This window comes from Acinetobacter sp. EKM10A (genome assembly GCF_011075215.1).
Taxonomy (GTDB): domain Bacteria; phylum Pseudomonadota; class Gammaproteobacteria; order Pseudomonadales; family Moraxellaceae; genus Acinetobacter; species Acinetobacter baumannii.
The window spans coordinates 60,408-73,317 of sequence record NZ_JAALLK010000016.1; the positions used below are offsets into that span (position 1 = coordinate 60,408).

Genomic DNA, 12,910 nt, shown 5'->3' on the forward strand with positions numbered 1-12,910 from the left:
TAAGGTGGAGAAATTATCTATGTCAAACCGTCAAAGATTTACTGATAAAGTCGTAATTGTTACGGGTAGTGCCCAAGGAATTGGTCGCGGCGTGGCATTACAAGTCGCGGCTGAGGGCGGGCAAGTCATCATGGCTGACCGCTCTGAATATGTTGAAGAGGTTCTCACAGAAATTCAGTGTACAGGTGGTGATGCTGTCACGATTAATGCTGACCTAGAAACCTATGCAGGCGCGCAAGCTGTTGTTGCAAAAGCTATTGAACACTATGGTCGGGTCGATGTCCTGATTAATAATGTAGGTGGCGCGATCTGGATGAAACCTTTTGAAGAGTTTTCCGAAGAAGAAATCATCAAGGAAGTGAATCGCTCATTGTTTCCAACTTTATGGTGCTGCCGCGCTGTGTTGCCTGCCATGATTAAGCAACAAGCGGGTGTGATTGTAAATGTTTCTTCAATTGCCACCCGTGGTATTAATCGTATTCCCTACTCCGCATCTAAAGGTGGGGTAAATGCCCTAACAGCGTCTCTTGCTTTTGAACATGCTAAAGACGGGATTCGAGTTAATGCTGTTGCGACTGGTGGAACCGAAGCGCCACCTCGCAAAGTACCACGCAATGCCAACCCGTTAAGTCAAAATGAAAAAGACTGGATGCAACAAGTAGTTGATCAAACAAAAGATCGAACATTTATGGGCCGTTATGGCACAATTCTAGAACAAGTCAATGCAATTTTATTTCTTGCATCAGACGAAGCATCGTATATAACGGGGTCGGTCATTCCGGTCGGAGGTGGAGATCAGGGTTAACCCTGATCTTTTTATATATTTGGATAAATAACATGATTTGCATGGAGGCAATCAGACATGGCAACCCTGTTCAAGACATTAAAAAATGACTGGTCTATATCAGCAACAGTTGCGGGCTTTCTTGCAGTTTTAATTTCTTACTCAGGCCCACTGATTATTTTTTTCCAAGCTGCTCAGCGTGCTCATGTGTCCACAGATATGATGGTGTCATGGATTTGGGGAATTTCAATCGGCGCTGCCGTTTCAGGTATTTATCTTTCGATTAAATATAAAACTCCTGTGATTACCGCGTGGTCTGCACCAGGCACTGCCCTGTTAGTTACCCTATTTCCAAACATCTCATTGAATGAAGCAGTAGCCGCCTATATTACTTCTGCCATCGTTATTTTCTTAATTGGCATTACAGGTTACTTCGACAAATTACTGAAGTGGATTCCGCAAGACGTTGCTGCGGGCATGATGGCAGGTATTCTTTTTCAGTTTGGTATTAGCCTATTTACCGCATCTGATAGCATGCCTTTGATTGTCTTTAGTATGCTCATTGTCTTTTTAGTTGCCAAACGTTTAATGCCTCGCTACACCATGATTTGGGTGTTAGCTGCCGGAGTTTTATTAAGCCTCATTTTGGGCAAAATGAATCCGGTTGATGTGAGTTTTAGTTTAGCGATCCCGCAGTGGATTAGCCTGGAATGGACATGGAACTCAACACTGAATCTCGCTGTTCCTCTTATTTTAGTCAGTCTAACTGGCCAATTTTTACCGGGTATGGCGATTATGAAACTCAGCGGTTATGACACACCAGCCAAACCCATTATTACTGTCACCAGTATTGCCTCTTTAGCCGTTGCCTGTGTTGGCGGTATTACCATTGTGCTTGCATCAATTACCGCTGCTTTATGTATGGGCAAAGATGCACATGAACTGAAAGAAAAACGCTATATCGCAGGAATCGCCAACGGAATTTTTTATATTTTAGGAGGCTTATTTGCTGGCAGTATTGTCATGCTATTTAGCTTACTTCCTAAAGAGTTGGTGGCAGCACTGGCAGGTTTAGCTTTGCTTGGTGCAATTGCTACCAATATTTCTGTTGCCATGAAAAATGATGGTCAACGTGATGCTGCACTTATTACCTTTTTAGCTAGCGCATCAGGTATGCATTTTCTTGGATTAAGCTCAGTGTTTTGGGGTATTTGTATTGGTGTAATCGCCCATTTCATTCTTACCCCACGCTCAACTCCAGCCACAAATTAATTTTTTATCTAAGCTCCCACCACTAAAATAAAGCTTCAAACGCCAAATCAGGATATAAATAATTCGCTATCCCTGATTTGGCAATTTTTATTTAATATAAATTAAATTTCATTTTTAAGATGAGCTTCTAAAATAATTGACTTTAATATTTTTTATTTATTTCCACTTTAATTCCTAATATAAATTTAGCTATATTTCTAGCTGTGATTCTCAGCAATAAAATCTATAAAAAAGATATCTATAAAATCCTTAAAATTCTCACAATACAATATTTAACCCTATTTTAAACATAACAAAAGCAACAACCAAAATTATTAAAATAAACCATATTTTTCAATAACTTATTTTAATAAAAATACAATACCTTAAAGACATAAAGATATATCAATTAGGTTTTTGACTCTATTCCAATAACAAAATAGTTTATTAAAAAATAACGCGATGCTTCACAAATTGGAGGTGAAGAAAATGGACACAAGCAAGGTTAATATTAATGAGTTAATTGATAAAGCCCGTTTTACATCTTTTCATTGGAAAGTTTTAATCTGGTGCTTACTTATTATTATTTTTGATGGATATGATTTAGTTATTTATGGGGTTGCTCTTCCTCTGTTAATGCAGCAATGGTCGTTAACTGCTGTTGAAGCTGGTTTACTCGCCAGTGCCGCTCTATTCGGCATGATGTTTGGTGCCATGATTTTCGGCACACTTTCAGACAAACTTGGACGTAAAAAAACCATCCTGATTTGTGTCACCTTATTTAGCGGATTTACCTTTATAGGTGCCTTTGCCAAAGGACCAACTGAGTTTGCTATTTTGCGCTTTATTGCAGGTCTTGGGATTGGTGGCGTTATGCCAAACGTTGTGGCACTTATGACCGAATATGCACCTAAAAAAATCCGCAGTACATTGGTCGCAATTATGTTTAGTGGCTATGCAATTGGTGGCATGACATCTGCGCTACTCGGTGCATGGCTCGTAAAAGATATGGGCTGGCAAATCATGTTTTTAATTGCTGGTATTCCCTTGTTACTGCTCCCGCTCATTTGGAAATTTTTACCAGAGTCTCTCGCCTTTTTAGTGAAATCTAATCATAGCGAACAGGCAAAAAATATAGTGAGTAAAATTGCGCCTCAAACTCAAGTCAATGCCAATACTCAACTGGTGTTAAATGAAAGTACAACAACAGATGCACCTGTCCGTGCGCTTTTCCAACAAGGCCGTACCTTCAGCACGTTTATGTTCTGGATTGCTTTCTTTATGTGCTTACTCATGGTGTATGCCTTAGGAAGCTGGTTGCCTAAACTCATGCTGCAAGCGGGCTATTCGTTAGGTGCGAGCATGTTGTTCCTCTTTGCACTTAATATTGGCGGCATGGTCGGTGCAATTGGTGGCGGTGCTTTAGCAGACAGATTTCATTTAAAATCTGTCATTACCATTATGTTTATTGTGGGATCAGCAGCTTTAATTCTGCTTGGCATTAATAGTCCACAATTTATTTTATATAGCCTGATTGCGATTGCCGGTGCTGCCACAATTGGTTCACAAATCTTACTCTACACTTTTGTTGCGCAGTTCTATCCAACCGCACTTCGTTCAACTGGCATGGGCTGGGCATCGGGAATTGGCCGTATAGGCGCGATTATTGGACCAGTTTTAACAGGTGCTTTGCTTTCATTTGAGCTTCCTCACCAAATGAATTTCTTGGCGATTGCAATTCCGGGTGTGATTGCTGCACTTGCAATATTTATGGTCAATCTAAAAGCCTCTGTTGCTGCACAAACTCCATCAACTTTTAACCCTCAAAACACGCTTACCCAGCAGTAAACATAAATGTGCCGAGGACTGGCGCATCTTTTTGGAAATGGATTATGGAATTCGTACACCGTTTTAAACCATGTAATTTAGCAATAACCACATTATTCGGTTTATTAACTAGCTCAAGTTTATGGGCAGCAGACACCACTCAACAAAGCGAAGATGAATGGAAGTTCACGCTAAAAAATGCCTATATCAACCGTAATTTTGATAATGATGCACTCAAAGACATTGGCAGTTGGTCTCAGGCAGCCTCATTATTTTATAAATCGAAAATGCATGATACTCCGTTAATCATAGCAGACAAGCCTATTACCATTGGTGCCGATGCTTCCGTTCAATACGCCGTGCGCTTGAGTTCAGACAAACATGTTGCGGACACGGTCTTACCTTTTAATAAGGAAACGCAATCTCAAGCATCTGACTTTTTAAAATACGGCGCAACTTTAAAACTAGGCTACGACAAAACCCTTTTAAGTGTCGGTGAACTCTGGTTAGACTTACCAGTAACGGCTGTGGATGCCAGCCGACAATTGCTTGCCTCTTATTGGGGAGCCAACCTTAAATCGCAACTTTCAGATCAGCTTTATGCCGAAATTGGTCGAGTTGAAAAAGTGTCGCCACGCAATGAAGAGGACTTTAAAAAGTTTTCATTCACGGCAAATGGAATGACCAAAGAATCTGATGGCTTAAATTATATTGACCTGCGCTATCAATTTACGCCGACACTCAAGGGTGAATATTACTTTGGTAATTTAGAAGACCTCTACAATAAACACTATGTAGGACTTGAGCATAATTGGAAACAACCTAATTTTGCCCTCACCTCTAAGTTTAAATACTTCAATGCAAAAGATGATGGCAATACTTTTGATATCGATGCGCAAAACATTGGGGTATTAGAGACACTTAAAGTGAAAAATCATACCTTTGGTTTGGGGTACCAGCAAATTATTGGTGAGTCGGCTTATCCATTACCGGATGGTTTTTTACCAGAAACCTATTTCATTAACTGGAATGCCACTGGCTTCTTTAAAGAAGACGAAAGGTCTTATCATGTGATGTACGGCTACGACTTTAAAGACTATGTGCCTGGCCTAAATGCAATGGTGAAATATGTTTACGGTCATGACTTTAAAGCAGCAAATGGCGAGAAAAACCAAGAAACTGAGTCGAATGTGATTTTAAACTATGCGTTTCAGCAGCCATTGTTAAAAGGCTTTGCCCTGCAATATATTCGAATTGATTACAGCGTAAAACATGGCAATGACTTTGGTGAAGATCGCTTGTTTGTAAACTACACTAAAAAGTTTTAATCATTTTTGATTCAAATGAAGCGGGCTAATTTTGGCTCGCTTTATTATTTTTGTGCCATAAAAAAACGCTCTTACGAGCGTTTTTAATTAATCTAGTACTTAAGCAACATGCTTTTGTACAACAATCGAACCTACTGAATAACCAGCACCGAAAGATGAAATCACGCCATATTCACCATCATCTACTTCGTGGCCTGTACGGTGTAAAGCAATAATTACACCTGCTGAAGAAGTATTGGCGAACTCATCTAGAATAATGGGTGCACGGCTTAGATCTGCATCTTTACCTGCCACATATTTCAAGATTAATTCATTCATGTTGGCATTGGCTTGGTGTAACCAGAAACGCTTAATATCGTTTGCAGTTAACTGCATTTTTTCCAACTGTGCATTAATGATTTTTGCCACCAACGGACAAACATCTTTAAATACTTTGCGGCCATCTTGACGGAATAACTTGTCGTCAACCACTGCATCTTCGCTACGGTTTAAGAAACCAAAGTTATTGCGAATGTTATTTGAGAATTGAGTAAATAAATGAATATCTAAAATTTCAAAACCAGTTTTAGTAGTGGTTTCTTCAATAATAGAAGCGGTCGCAACATCACCAAAAATGAAGTGACAATCACGGTTACGGTAGTCTAAGTGACCAGATGTAATCTCAACATTCACTAATAAAACACGGCGAGCACCTGAACGAATTGCATCTGCCGCTTGTTTCAAACCAAAAGTAGCAGCTGAACACGCAACGTTCATGTCGTAAGCATAACCTTGAATACCAAGTGCCGACTGGATTTCAATTGCCACAGCCGGATAAGCACGTTGCATGTTTGAACAAGCCAAAATTACAACATCGATATCTTCAGCAGTTACACCTGCATTTTCCATTGCCTGTTTTGCAGCAATAACGCCCCACTCTGCTTGAATTGAAAGTTCATCATTTGAACGTTCAGACAAACGCGGACGTAAACGTGTTGGATCAAGAATACCCGATTTTTCAATCACGTAACGGCGCTTAATACCAGAAGCTTTTTCAATAAATTCAGCACTTGAACCACGTAATTCTTCTAGTTCGCCTGCTGCAATTTTCTCTGCATTCTCTTGGTTATATTGTTCCACATAAGCATTTAAACTGTCGGCCAGTTCTTCATTAGAAATGATTTCTGTTGGGTGAAATAGCCCAGTACCTGTGATACGAATGCCCATGTAAAACTCCTAAAAAAATGAATAGGGTCTGTTAATCTTTCATTTATAAATTGCGTTGCCAGCTAAAAACAACATAAACAGACCCCGATCTATTTTAACTGATTCCCAAACGATCCCATAACTTTTGTAGTCGAGTTGGCGAAATAGGCATCTTGGTTTTCATCGGCTGAGAAAATAAAGAAATACGTAATTCTTCCAGCATCAAATACAATTCTTTGATTCTTGGATCATTTTTGAACTTAAATACCTTGTCCATCCATGGATCGACATCGTCAATAGCAGCATGATCTCGCTGTAGATTATTTGGCAATCGATCTAAACGCAATAGCAGCGCTTTTAAATAACGTGGATATTCCTGCCAAAGATCAACTGGCTGACAATAGACAAAATTGCCAAGTGACATTAAATCTAACTGGTCTTCAATATCATCAATACTGCGCCCAAACACGTTTGGATCAAGTACTAAAAGTTGACGACGGATTTGTTGCCACTGAATATAAATATCACTTAATTGCTCAAGTGCTTGCTGCCCATAGCTCAAAAATTGTTTTTTGACCTGTTCTAGCAGTTGATTAAATTCACCAGCATTGATTGGCAAAGTCGTAATTGCCATTTGTAAAGTCGCGTATACCAGCATTTGCTCAAGTTTAGCTTTATCGCCTAAAGGTGAATAAGCCAACGCAAGCGGTTTTGAAATCTGCTTTTTCAACTGGCGAACCAAATCGCCAAGTTGCATATGGACCAGACGAATAATACCTTCTCGATGCTGTTTAATCGCCTCTGCCTGATCGTTAAATGTTTGTATAACCACGCCGGACTCATCTTTCGCCTCAAGTTCGGCAAAAGTTTTAGTTGGCACTAAAGCTTGATATTGTTTAACAACAACACCTGTCACCTTCTGTGAAGCTTCAAAGGTAAAGTTTTCAGGGAAGGTTTTAAATTCACCTTTTTGCTGTTTCACCGGACGATGCGTTTCTACGCGACAACGAGCCTTCAACTCAGCCAAGTCACGGCCTTTGGCGATCAATTTACCTTTTTCATCAATCACCTTAATAAAAGGCACCAAATACGGATCTATGCGTTCAAATGAAAAATCTTTTTCCGTAATCTGCTCACCACGTAAAGCAAACGCCAGATAGCTAAAGATATGTTGTCGCAAATGTACAGCATCAATACCTTGCATGAGCTTATGCGCCGTATCTGGAATTGGTACGAGGTTACGACGTTTATCTTTTGGTAAGGCTTTCAATAAGGCTTCAATGAGATCTAAACGCCAGCCTGGAATCCCCCACGACCAAATATTTTCATCTACCTGAGGCAATGCCTGTACCGGAATTTGGACCGTTGCGCCATCTTCATCATGACTTGGGTCAAAGCGATAAGTAGTTGCCAAACGTAACTGACCATTATGTAAATGATCAGGGAATTGCTGCGTGGTCGGACGGTCATTGAGCCAAAGCGCATCATCTTCTACATATAAATAACGCGGATTTTTTGCTTCTACAGTTGCACGCCAGTCTTCAAAACTACGACGACTCGCAATTTCTTCAGGAATTTTCGACGCATAGAACTGATAAATCGTTTCTTCATCGACCACCAAATCGCGGCGACGTAATTTATCTTCAACTCGCTCTACTTCTTCAAGTTTAAGCAAGTTGTGTTTTAAAAATGGTGGAACTGTCCCCAGATTTCCTGTGGTTAATGCATCACGTAAGAAAATCTCATGTGCAGCAGGTTGATCAACTTTCTCAAAATTAACCAAACGCTTCGGTTCAATAATTAAACCAAACAATGAAATTTGTGCATAAGCATTTACGATACCGGCTTTTTTAGACCAATGCGGCTCGAAATAGTGATATTTCAATAAGTCGCGTGCAGCAAGCAAAATCCATTCAGGATCAATTTTTGCTAATGTACGTAAATAGACTTGAGAGGTTTCCACCATCTCAAAAGCCATCACCCACGCAGTATTGGTTTTATGCAACGTACTCGCAGGAAAAACTTTAGCCTTTTGCTGACGCACTGCCATAAAGGTATTACGTTCATCAGTTTTATTAGCAATAAAAGATAATAAACCTGTTAGTAACGCACGGTGCAAATTTTCATAATTTGCAGGCTTTTCATTAAAACTAAGTTTTAAGCCTTCGGCCAGCTCAACTAGCTGCTGGTGTGTCTGTTTCCATTCACGTAACCGTAACCAGCTTAAGAAATGCTGCTTAGCAAATTGACGACGCTTGTTTTCCGACATTCCTGCTTCACCTTTAGGATTTAAAGTATCCCAAAGTTTTAAATAAAACAGAAAATCTGAATCTGCCTCTTTGAATAGTGCGTGCTTTTGATCAGCTTGCATCTGTTTATCTGCTGGACGTTCACGCGGGTCTTGAACTGCAAGTGCACTGACCACCACCAAAATTTCTTTGAGTACACCAAAATGAGCCCCACCCACAATCATACGTGCGAGTCTTGGATCAATCGGCATACGTGCCATCATTTGGCCGACTTTGGTCAGTTCATTTTTCTTCTCGTTCAGCGCACCTAACTCAATGAGCAACTTACGACCATCATTGACTAGACGGAAATCTGGCGGCTCAATGAAATCAAAGTTTTCCAGCTCACCTAAACCTAAGCTCTGCATTTGCAGAATAACCGATGCCAAGTTGGTTCGCTTAATTTCAGGTTCGGTAAACTCAGGACGACTTAAAAAGTCTTCTTCGCTATATAAACGAATACACACACCTGGAGCAACACGACCACAACGCCCTTTACGTTGATTTGCTGCAGCTTGTGAAATTGCCTCAATCGGTAAGCGTTGCACGCGTGAACGGTAGTTATAACGAGATATACGTGCAAAGCCGCTATCAATCACGTAGCGAATATTAGGAACAGTCAGTGCAGTTTCTGCAACGTTCGTCGCAATAATAATACGGCGGCCCTTTCCACTTGGGCTAAAAATCTTTTGTTGCTCAGAAACGGCTAAGCGTGCATACAAAGGTAAAATTTCGGTATGTCTCGGCCCGTACTTTTGTAAGGTTTCCTGCAATTCTCGAATTTCTTGCTCTGTACTTGAGAAAATCAGAATATCTGCATGTTCTGGATGGCCTTTTTCTTCGGCATCAGCAAAGCATTCCTCTACAGCTTGTACGACTGCACGCGGCAGGTTTTCTTCAAAGTCATCGAACTCGTCGTCATCACTACCACCAATATTCATTTCTGAAATTGGGCGATAACGCACTTCAACCGGATAACTACGCCCTTCTACTTCAAAAATTGGTGCATTATTAAAGTAGTTACTAAAACGATTTACATCTAAAGTTGCCGAAGTCACGATGACTTTTAAATCTGGGCGTTTTGGCAGTAACTGCTTTAAATAACCCATAATAAAATCGATATTGAGTGAGCGCTCATGCGCTTCATCAATAATGATCGTGTCATATTTAGACAAGAAGCGGTCATTGCCTAACTCGGCAAGCAAAATACCGTCGGTCATTAACCGGACAATCGAATCTTGCGAGCCTTGTTCATTAAAACGGATTTTAAAACCAATTGACTCGCCAAGTTTTTCGCCGACTTCTTCTGCAATACGCTGCGACACACTACGTGCAGCTAAACGACGTGGCTGGGTATGACCAATCATACCAGTCAAGCCACGCCCTGCTAACATTGCAATTTGAGGGAGCTGAGTAGTTTTCCCTGAGCCTGTTTCACCAGCCACAATAATGACCTGATGCTTTTGAATCGCTTCTATTAAACGGTCAGCATATTGGGTTACAGGAAGATCCTGATTTAATTTGATTTTTGGTAAACGTTCAAAACGCTGTCTAACTTTTGCATTAGACTGTTCAAATAATTTTTCAATCTCTGCAGTATTGGCTTTTTTATCTTTACGTAAACGATTTAAACGGTAACGATCTCTCGCCATCACCCATTGATCTATATTTAAACCATTCAGCACAGATAAATTTTCCTGAAAATTCAACAATCCTCTATTTTACGCCTTAATGACCATAAGGTAAAACAATTGGTTTTTTATATATTTTTAATTTTTTTACATTTCACCCTTGAATTTTTAGTATGTAAGCTTCATGTTGTTAGGCAAGTTTCTTTTACTATAACTGTCATTTGATTTACATGTTTTTGCAGTCAAATCGAATACAGTATTTGGGGACTTAAAAATCGAAAATTTCATACTTATTCAATTTTCCGATTTTAGTCATGTAAAAATACTATTTCCCCAATAAAGAATTTTTATTTATTCTACATCTCGTAAACAAGTTTAAATATAAACCTCAATCATGGAGACAATGATGAGCTTGATTAATACTGAAGTTAAACCTTTCCAAGCAACTGCTTACCACAACGGCCAATTCATCGAAGTGAACGAAACTAACCTTAAAGGTAAGTGGTCTGTTGTATTCTTCTATCCTGCTGACTTCACTTTCGTATGTCCTACTGAGCTTGAAGACTTAGCTGATAACTACGCTGAATTCCAAAAATTAGGCGTGGAAATCTACGGTGTTTCTACTGACACTCACTTCACTCACAAAGCTTGGCACGACACTTCAGACGCGATCAAGAAAATCCAATACCCATTAATCGGCGATCCAACTTGGACTCTTTCTAAAAACTTTGACGTTTTAATCGAGTCTGAAGGTTTAGCTGACCGTGGTACTTTCGTTATCGATCCAGAAGGTAAAATCCAAATCGTTGAAATCAACGCTGGCGGTATCGGTCGTGACGCATCTGAACTTCTTCGTAAAGTAAAAGCTGCTCAATACGTACACTCTCACCCAGGTGAAGTTTGCCCAGCTAAATGGAAAGAAGGCGAAGCAACTCTTGCTCCATCTATCGACCTAGTTGGTAAAATCTAATCTCTCTTAGATTTTAAAAACCTAAAGAACCATCCTTTATCGGATGGTTCTTTTGTTTTGAATAAGCACATCACATTTTCTACTGATACTTTTACAATTCTGCCCTTCCCCGTTACCTAAACATTGAGTAATGTCAAATAAACAACTGGTTAATTTTTGAGTATGTTTGATATGAAATAAAGGGGTACATTTATGGCGAATACAGCGGTCGTCACTTCATGGAAATACAATGCGACATCGCGTCATTTAAAAATCTTTTATAGCGATGGCTCAGGAGATCTTTATCATCCTGTTCCTGAGTTTGTTTATGACAACTTATTACGTTCAACCGATAAAGCCGCTTTTGTACACAAATACTTAGAATTTAATTTGCACTTTACCCGACTCTCTTTGGTGATTGCCTCATAAAATTATAAAAAAGGCCTGTTCGAAAACAGGCCCCAACTGGAATATGAAAAATTATTTCAGCATAACTATTTTGTGACCACTAAACACAAACCTGCGCCGACAGGCAAAATGCTACTCATGTAATCTGGATCTTTTTTAATTAAGGCTATAAATCGATTTACTTCTGCCGCATGGGATATCACATTATCAACGACTAAAACCCCACCTTTAGGCTTCATTAGGCGTTTTAAATCTGGCCAATAATTTTCATATGCATCGCGTTCAGCATCTAACAAAATAAAATCAAATTTTTCCTGAGCTGCTTTTAAGTAATCGGCTGCATCTCCTACCCAAAATTGAACAATCTCACTGAGCTCTAACTCAGCTACATGACGTTTTGCCTCTGCACTTCGCTTTGCATCAATTTCAACTGTAATGACTTGCCCACCAGTCGCTTGGGCAGCTTCGGCAAGCCACAAAGTTGAATAGCCTGTTGAAGTGCCAATTTCCAAAATAGACTTGGCTTGCTGCATACGAATAAGCTGGGAAATTAGCTGAGCAGATTCTACTTCTATATTACGATATCTTTGTAGACGATCGGATTGCTGTGAGTCATGCTGTTTAAAGGTGTCATATAAATCAGCAACTCTTTGTAAGAAAATAGTATTTGGCATCTATTTTACTCCTTCTTTATATGACAGCCATTTTATTTAAGTACTTTGTATTAATTTAAAACGCGGTACGATGCTACCATCACTCATTTGCACGGTTTCAGTAAACATATCAAGTGGTCGAACCCAAGTTGAATAATCACCATATAAACATTGATAAACGACCAATTCCTCTTCAGTTTCACTGTGTTTTGCTACAGAAAAAACTTGATAGAGATTACCTTTATAATGCTGATAAATGCCGCGTTGCAATGACATGAAAGTACCTTTTAATGTTATGACATAAAATCTTTACAGCCATATAACATATATAAATTTTCAAACACTTTCACTTTAAAATACTGCAAAACTAAAAATGAAATTAAGATGCTCTTTTGCACTTTCTTAACTTACGCGTTGTTGCAAACCAACATTCAAAAAAACGATTAAATTCATAAAAACATACTGTTTTACCTATTCATTGTTTTAACGTACTATGCATCTATTGAAAGAATTTGGATGCATTGGAGTAAAAAACAGATGTTAGATCAAAACATTAAAACTCAATTAAAAGCTTACCTAGAACGTTTAGAAAGTCCAATCGAATTA

General features: G+C 39.3%; 10 protein-coding genes. 6 read left to right on the plus strand and 4 right to left on the minus strand.

What is annotated here, in order from left to right; genetic code table 11:
* Positions 1 to 19 precede the first annotated feature (19 nt).
* From G9371_RS16295 to G9371_RS16310, 4 genes are all read left to right on the plus strand, one after another.
* A complete protein-coding gene (locus tag G9371_RS16295) occupies positions 20 to 805 on the plus strand; it encodes a 1,6-dihydroxycyclohexa-2,4-diene-1-carboxylate dehydrogenase (protein WP_029424261.1) in 786 nt (261 codons plus the stop codon).
* Between the two features lie 57 nt (positions 806 to 862).
* On the plus strand, positions 863 to 2,056 hold the full coding sequence (benE, locus tag G9371_RS16300; protein ID WP_029424262.1) for a benzoate/H(+) symporter BenE: 1,194 nt from the start codon (positions 863 to 865) through the stop codon (positions 2,054 to 2,056).
* 468 nt (positions 2,057 to 2,524) lie between these two features.
* Positions 2,525 to 3,883 (plus strand): aromatic acid/H+ symport family MFS transporter, encoded by a 1,359-nt coding sequence (locus G9371_RS16305; protein WP_029424263.1) that lies wholly within the window; start codon positions 2,525 to 2,527, stop codon positions 3,881 to 3,883.
* A gap of 44 nt (positions 3,884 to 3,927) precedes the next feature.
* Positions 3,928 to 5,190, plus strand: a complete 1,263-nt coding sequence (locus G9371_RS16310; protein WP_029424264.1) for an OprD family outer membrane porin — start codon at positions 3,928 to 3,930, stop codon at positions 5,188 to 5,190.
* Positions 5,191 to 5,289: 99 nt separating this feature from the next.
* On the opposite strand, the gene G9371_RS16315 is transcribed toward G9371_RS16310, so the two are convergent.
* Positions 5,290 to 6,396: a beta-ketoacyl-ACP synthase III gene (locus G9371_RS16315; protein WP_000512836.1), complete on the minus strand. Its 1,107-nt coding sequence runs from the start codon at positions 6,394 to 6,396 to the stop codon at positions 5,290 to 5,292.
* A gap of 94 nt (positions 6,397 to 6,490) precedes the next feature.
* Entirely contained in the window at positions 6,491 to 10,348 is a 3,858-nt protein-coding gene (hrpA, locus tag G9371_RS16320; protein ID WP_029424265.1) for an ATP-dependent RNA helicase HrpA, read from the minus strand.
* Positions 10,349 to 10,700: 352 nt separating this feature from the next.
* Here hrpA and ahpC point away from each other — a divergent pair, with 352 nt between their 5' ends.
* Both ahpC and G9371_RS16330 read left to right on the plus strand, forming a co-directional pair.
* The gene (gene ahpC / locus G9371_RS16325; protein ID WP_000052794.1) at positions 10,701 to 11,264 is read left to right on the plus strand and encodes an alkyl hydroperoxide reductase subunit C; all 564 of its coding nucleotides are present in this window, start codon (positions 10,701 to 10,703) and stop codon (positions 11,262 to 11,264) included.
* Positions 11,265 to 11,456: 192 nt separating this feature from the next.
* Positions 11,457 to 11,672 carry a KTSC domain-containing protein gene (locus G9371_RS16330; RefSeq protein WP_000024050.1) on the plus strand — a complete coding sequence of 72 codons (216 nt, stop codon included), beginning with the start codon at positions 11,457 to 11,459 and terminating at the stop codon, positions 11,670 to 11,672.
* 65 nt (positions 11,673 to 11,737) lie between these two features.
* Here G9371_RS16330 and G9371_RS16335 read toward each other — a convergent pair whose 3' ends face one another.
* Together G9371_RS16335 and G9371_RS16340 are read right to left on the minus strand one after the other, a co-directional pair.
* The gene (locus G9371_RS16335) at positions 11,738 to 12,325 is read right to left on the minus strand and encodes an O-methyltransferase (RefSeq protein ID WP_001133993.1); all 588 of its coding nucleotides are present in this window, start codon (positions 12,323 to 12,325) and stop codon (positions 11,738 to 11,740) included.
* Between the two features lie 36 nt (positions 12,326 to 12,361).
* Positions 12,362 to 12,580 (minus strand): DUF1653 domain-containing protein, encoded by a 219-nt coding sequence (locus G9371_RS16340; RefSeq protein ID WP_000058244.1) that lies wholly within the window; start codon positions 12,578 to 12,580, stop codon positions 12,362 to 12,364.
* Positions 12,581 to 12,910: the final 330 nt, after the last annotated feature.

What these genes read in the sequence shown, in the direction of transcription:
- G9371_RS16295 (WP_029424261.1), top strand. Translation starts at nt 20, where the DNA reads ATGTCAAACCGTCAAAGATTTACTGATAAAGTCGTAATTGTTACGGGT.
- G9371_RS16315 (WP_000512836.1), bottom strand. Translation starts at nt 6,396, where the DNA reads ATGGGCATTCGTATCACAGGTACTGGGCTATTTCACCCAACAGAAATC.
- G9371_RS16305 (WP_029424263.1), top strand. Translation starts at nt 2,525, where the DNA reads ATGGACACAAGCAAGGTTAATATTAATGAGTTAATTGATAAAGCCCGT.
- benE (WP_029424262.1), top strand. Translation starts at nt 863, where the DNA reads ATGGCAACCCTGTTCAAGACATTAAAAAATGACTGGTCTATATCAGCA.
- ahpC (WP_000052794.1), top strand. Translation starts at nt 10,701, where the DNA reads ATGAGCTTGATTAATACTGAAGTTAAACCTTTCCAAGCAACTGCTTAC.
- G9371_RS16340 (WP_000058244.1), bottom strand. Translation starts at nt 12,580, where the DNA reads ATGTCATTGCAACGCGGCATTTATCAGCATTATAAAGGTAATCTCTAT.
- G9371_RS16335 (WP_001133993.1), bottom strand. Translation starts at nt 12,325, where the DNA reads ATGCCAAATACTATTTTCTTACAAAGAGTTGCTGATTTATATGACACC.
- G9371_RS16330 (WP_000024050.1), top strand. Translation starts at nt 11,457, where the DNA reads ATGGCGAATACAGCGGTCGTCACTTCATGGAAATACAATGCGACATCG.
- G9371_RS16310 (WP_029424264.1), top strand. Translation starts at nt 3,928, where the DNA reads ATGGAATTCGTACACCGTTTTAAACCATGTAATTTAGCAATAACCACA.